The 4,535-nt window shown below is 67.9% G+C and carries 6 protein-coding genes; 5 read left to right on the forward strand and 1 reads right to left on the reverse strand.

Annotation, left to right across the window (positions count from 1 at the left end; translation table 11 throughout):
• From sufD to A5697_RS21360, 5 genes are all read left to right on the forward strand, one after another.
• On the forward strand, nucleotides 1-944 hold a 944-nt coding region (sufD, locus tag A5697_RS21340), incomplete at its 5' end, for a Fe-S cluster assembly protein SufD (protein WP_068011959.1).
• On the forward strand, nucleotides 941-1,777 hold the full coding sequence (sufC, locus tag A5697_RS21345) for a Fe-S cluster assembly ATPase SufC (protein WP_067944574.1): 837 nt from the start codon (nucleotides 941-943) through the stop codon (nucleotides 1,775-1,777). The genes sufD and sufC, both read left to right, overlap by 4 nt.
• A gap of 2 nt (nucleotides 1,778-1,779) precedes the next feature.
• Nucleotides 1,780-3,027 (forward strand): cysteine desulfurase, encoded by a 1,248-nt coding sequence (locus A5697_RS21350; RefSeq protein WP_068011960.1) that lies wholly within the window; start codon nucleotides 1,780-1,782, stop codon nucleotides 3,025-3,027.
• Nucleotides 3,024-3,524, forward strand: coding sequence for a Fe-S cluster assembly sulfur transfer protein SufU (gene sufU / locus A5697_RS21355; RefSeq protein ID WP_068011961.1), 501 nt, complete (start codon nucleotides 3,024-3,026; stop codon nucleotides 3,522-3,524). Before A5697_RS21350 ends, sufU begins: the two co-directional genes overlap by 4 nt.
• Entirely contained in the window at nucleotides 3,499-3,846 is a 348-nt protein-coding gene (locus tag A5697_RS21360; protein WP_066958214.1) for a metal-sulfur cluster assembly factor, read from the forward strand. Before sufU ends, A5697_RS21360 begins: the two co-directional genes overlap by 26 nt.
• Nucleotides 3,847-3,977: 131 nt before the next feature.
• On the opposite strand, the gene A5697_RS21365 is transcribed toward A5697_RS21360, so the two are convergent.
• Nucleotides 3,978-4,535 (reverse strand): DUF5666 domain-containing protein (locus A5697_RS21365; protein WP_068011962.1); only part of this gene is annotated, 558 nt, incomplete at its 5' end.

The raw sequence follows: 4,535 nt of genomic DNA on the forward strand, positions 1-4,535 counted from the left end.
AACGGCTCGGCCGTGCCGGTGTACCCACCGACCGCGTTGCGGCGCAAGCGTTTTCGTCGTTCAACTCCGCGACGCTGGTGAGCATCGGGCGCGACACGCAGATCGCCGAGCCGATCAACATCACCGTGACGGGCCCCGGCGCCGGCGCGGTCGCGTACGGGCACCTGCAGGTCAGCGTCGCCGAGTTGAGCGAGGCGGTCGTGGTGATCGACCACCAGGGCAGCGGAACCTACGCCGACAACTCCGAATTCATCGTCGGCGATGCCGCCCGGCTCACCGTTGTGTGGATCGCGGACTGGGCCGACGACATGGTTCACCTGTCCGCGCAGCACGCCAGGCTGGGTAAGGACGCGGTGCTGCGGCACGTCGCCGTCACCCTGGGCGGCGAAGTGGTGCGGATGTCGGCCAACGTGCGGTACACCGCCCCGGGCGGGGACGCGGAATTGCTGGGGCTGTACTTCGCCGACGACGGGCAGCACCTGGAGTCGCGGCTGCTGGTCGACCACGCGCAACCCAATTGCAAGTCGAACGTGCTGTATAAGGGTGCGCTGCAAGGGGACCCGGCATCGCAGCGGCCCGACGCCCACACCGTCTGGGTGGGCGACGTGCTGATCCGCGCGGAAGCCACCGACACCGACACCTTCGAGGTGAACCGAAACCTGGTGCTCACCGACGGGGCGCGCGCCGACTCGGTGCCCAACCTGGAGATCGAGACCGGCGAAATCGTCGGCGCCGGGCACGCCAGCGCCACCGGACGATTCGACGACGAGCAACTGTTCTACCTGCGTGCCCGCGGCATCCCCGAAGACCAGGCGCGCCGGCTGGTCGTGCGCGGCTTCTTCGGGGAGATCATCTCGAAGATCGCCGTGCCCGACATCCGGGAGCGCCTGACCGCCGCCATCGAACACGAACTGGAAATCACGGAGAAGACAACAGCGTCATGACGACATTGGAAATCAAAGACCTGCACGTCAGCGTCGAAGACCCGAACGCGCCCGAGGGAAGCCGCGAGATCCCTATCCTCAACGGCGTAAACCTGACGGTGAATTCCGGTGAGACGCATGCGGTGATGGGCCCCAACGGCTCGGGCAAGTCCACGCTGTCCTACGCGATCGCCGGTCACCCGAAGTACCGGGTGACGTCCGGGTCGATCACGCTGGACGGCCAGAACGTTCTGGACATGAGCGTCGACGAGCGCGCCCGCGCCGGACTGTTCCTGGCCATGCAGTACCCCGTCGAGGTGCCGGGCGTGTCGATGTCGAACTTCCTGCGCAGCGCGGCGACCGCCGTTCGCGGCGAGCCGCCGAAACTGCGGCACTGGGTCAAGGAGGTCAAGGCCGCCATGAGTGACCTCGACATCGACCCGGCTTTCGCCGAACGCAGTGTGAACGAAGGGTTTTCCGGCGGCGAGAAGAAGCGCCACGAGATCCTGCAGCTGGGATTGCTCAAGCCCAAGATCGCCATCCTCGACGAGACCGACTCCGGTCTGGACGTGGACGCGCTGCGCGTGGTCAGCGAGGGCGTGAATCGCTACGCCGAGGCAGAGCACGGCGGCATCCTGCTGATCACCCACTACACCCGGATCCTGCGTTACATTCGGCCGCAGTTCGTGCACGTGTTCGTCGGCGGCCGGATCGTCGAATCGGGTGGGCCGGAGCTGGCCGACGAACTCGAGGAGAGCGGCTACGTGCGCTTCACGCAGACCGATGGCGGCGACCCGCCGCGCCCGGCTTCGCCGAGCTTGCGATCACCGCGAGCGGCGGCCGCAGGGGCGTAAGCATGACGCGGACAGCACTGGACGTCGACGCGATCCGCGCCGACTTCCCGATCTTGAAGCGCGTGATGCGCGGCGGGAAGCAGTTGGCGTACCTGGATTCCGGCGCGACGTCCCAGCGCCCGCTGCAGGTGCTCGATGCCGAACGTGAGTTCCTGATCACCTCCAACGGCGCGGTGCATCGCGGTGCGCACCAGCTGATGGAGGAGGCGACCGACGCCTACGAGCAGGGCCGCGCGGACATCGCCGCGTTCGTCGGCGCCGATGCCGACGAGCTGGTGTTCACCCGCAACGCCACCGAGGCGCTGAACCTGGCGTCATACGTGCTGGGCGACAAGCGGTTCGACCGGGCCGTGGGCGAGGGTGATGTCATCGTCACCACCGAGTTGGAGCACCACGCCAACATCGTCCCGTGGCAGGAGCTGGCCCGCCGCAGCGGCGCCACCCTGCGCTGGTACGGCGTGACCGACGACGGGCGCATCGACCTCGACTCGCTGGAGCTCGACGAGCGCGTGAAAGTTGTTGCCTTCAGCCATCATTCGAACGTAACCGGCGCGGTTTCGCCGGTGGCCGAACTGGTCAGCCGCGCTCACGCGGTGGGCGCGGTGACGGTGCTGGACGCCTGCCAGTCGGTGCCCCACGAGCCGGTCGACTTACACGCGCTCGGAGTCGACTTCGCCGCCTTCTCCGGCCATAAGATGTTGGCCCCCAACGGGGTCGGCGCGCTCTACGCCCGTCGCGAGGTGTTGTCGCAGCTGCCGCCGTTCCTCACCGGCGGGTCGATGATCGAGACGGTGACTATGGAGGCGTCGACCTACGCGCCTGCGCCGCAACGGTTCGAGGCCGGCACGCCGATGACCTCGCAGGTGGTCGGGCTCGGCGCGGCCGCGCGTTATCTGGGCGCCATCGGCATGGACGCCGTCGAGGCGCACGAGCGCGAGCTGGTCACTGCGGCCCTCGAGGGCCTGTCGGGCATCGACGGCGTGCGGATCGTCGGGCCGGCCACCATGGAAAACCGCGGCTCGCCTATCTCCTTCGTCGTCGACGGCGTGCATGCGCACGACGTCGGCCAGGTGCTCGACGACGAGGGCGTCGCGGTGCGCGTGGGGCATCACTGCGCGATGCCACTGCACCGCCGGTTCGGCGTGGCGGCCACCGCCCGGGCGTCGTTCGCCGTATACAACACCCCCGACGAGGTCGAGCGGCTGGTCGCCGGAGTGCGGCGCGCCCTCGAATTCTTTGGGAGACAATGACCGTGCGCCTGGAGCAGATGTATCAGGACGTGATCCTCGATCACTACAAGCATCCTCAGCACCGCGGGCTGCGGGAGCCGTTCGGCGCGCAGGTCGCTCACGTCAACCCGGTCTGCGGCGACGAGGTGACGCTGCGGGTCACGCTGTCCGACGACGGCCGGCGCATCGCGGACGTCTCGTATGACGGGCAGGGCTGTTCGATCAGCCAGGCGGCCACCTCGGTGCTCACCCAGCAGGTGATCGGTCAGACGGTGCCCGAGGCGCTGCAGACCGTCGCCGCGTTCACCGAAATGGTGTCTTCGCGCGGCACCATCGAGGGCGACGAGGACATCCTCGGCGACGGGATCGCGTTCGCCGGAGTGGCCAAATACCCGGCCCGGGTGAAATGCGCACTGCTGGGATGGATGGCGTTCAAGGACGCACTGGCCAAGGCTTGCACTGACAGGGGCGCGGACTTCGAGGAGGAAGAAAATGAGCGAGACCGCCGCACCGGATGACGAATTCCTTGCCGATCTCGAGGAGGCGATGCGCGACGTCGTCGACCCCGAATTGGGTATCAACGTCGTCGATCTCGGACTGGTCTACGGCCTCAACGTGGAAGAGGGCGACGAGGGAACCGTCGCCCTGATCGACATGACGTTGACCTCGGCGGCCTGCCCGCTGACCGACGTCATTGAGGACCAGTCACGCAGCGCGCTCGTCAGCAGCGGACTGGTCGACGAGCTGCGCATCAACTGGGTGTGGAACCCGCCGTGGGGGCCCGACAAGATCACCGAAGACGGGCGCGAACAGCTGCGTGCCCTTGGTTTCACTGTCTGACTCGGCCAAGGCCACCCGCCGGTAGCCCTATGGCGGCGACCCGCCGCGCCCGGCTTCGCCGCGCTTGCGATCGCCGCTAGCCCTATGGCGGCGACCCGCCGCGCCCGGCTTCGCCGCGCTTGCGATCGCCGCTAGAGGTGGAAGGGCAGGTGCGGCAGGTGCAGGTGGTGGTGAGGTCGTCCCATCGGCGGGCATTGTTCCAGACTGATGGTCATCGCCTGCAGCGCCCCGCCGTCGTTCGTTCCCTGAGCCCCCATGCACGTGCCGTTCGTGATCGCCTGAGGGTTGCTGATCGTCTGCTTCTTGTAGGACGTCACGTCGGTGACCGTCACCGTGGTGGGGCCGCCGGGCCCAATCCCGTTGACGGCGATGGTGTTTCCCGACACCGATGCGACCGTGCCATAGAAGCCGGCGGGTGGTGGGCACTTGCCGTCAACGGCCGCCGTGATCATGACGGTCTGCGCGGTGACGCCAGCCGCGGGTGAACTTTGCGGGGTGGCTCGTACGTTGACGCAGCTGCCCGGGGTGACATCAGGCAGCGTGGCCGGGGCAACCTGGAAGACGGGTGTCGCAGGGGCAAAGTCGACGGTCGCCGAACCGCCGCGTGTTCTGAGCTGAATCTTGTCGCCGGCCACCGACTGGACCATGCCCTCGACGTAGTCCTTCCGCGGCGGCGGCGCGGCCGGTTC

Origin of the sequence: Mycobacterium sp. E3251 (assembly GCF_001666835.1) — a bacterium.
In the GTDB taxonomy this organism is placed as follows: Bacteria; Actinomycetota; Actinomycetes; order Mycobacteriales; family Mycobacteriaceae; genus Mycobacterium.

Coding starts and splice junctions, on each gene's coding strand:
- sufU (WP_068011961.1), top strand. CDS start 3,024: ATGACCGTGCGCCTGGAGCAGATGTATCAGGACGTGATCCTCGATCAC.
- sufC (WP_067944574.1), top strand. CDS start 941: ATGACGACATTGGAAATCAAAGACCTGCACGTCAGCGTCGAAGACCCG.
- A5697_RS21350 (WP_068011960.1), top strand. CDS start 1,780: ATGACGCGGACAGCACTGGACGTCGACGCGATCCGCGCCGACTTCCCG.
- A5697_RS21360 (WP_066958214.1), top strand. CDS start 3,499: ATGAGCGAGACCGCCGCACCGGATGACGAATTCCTTGCCGATCTCGAG.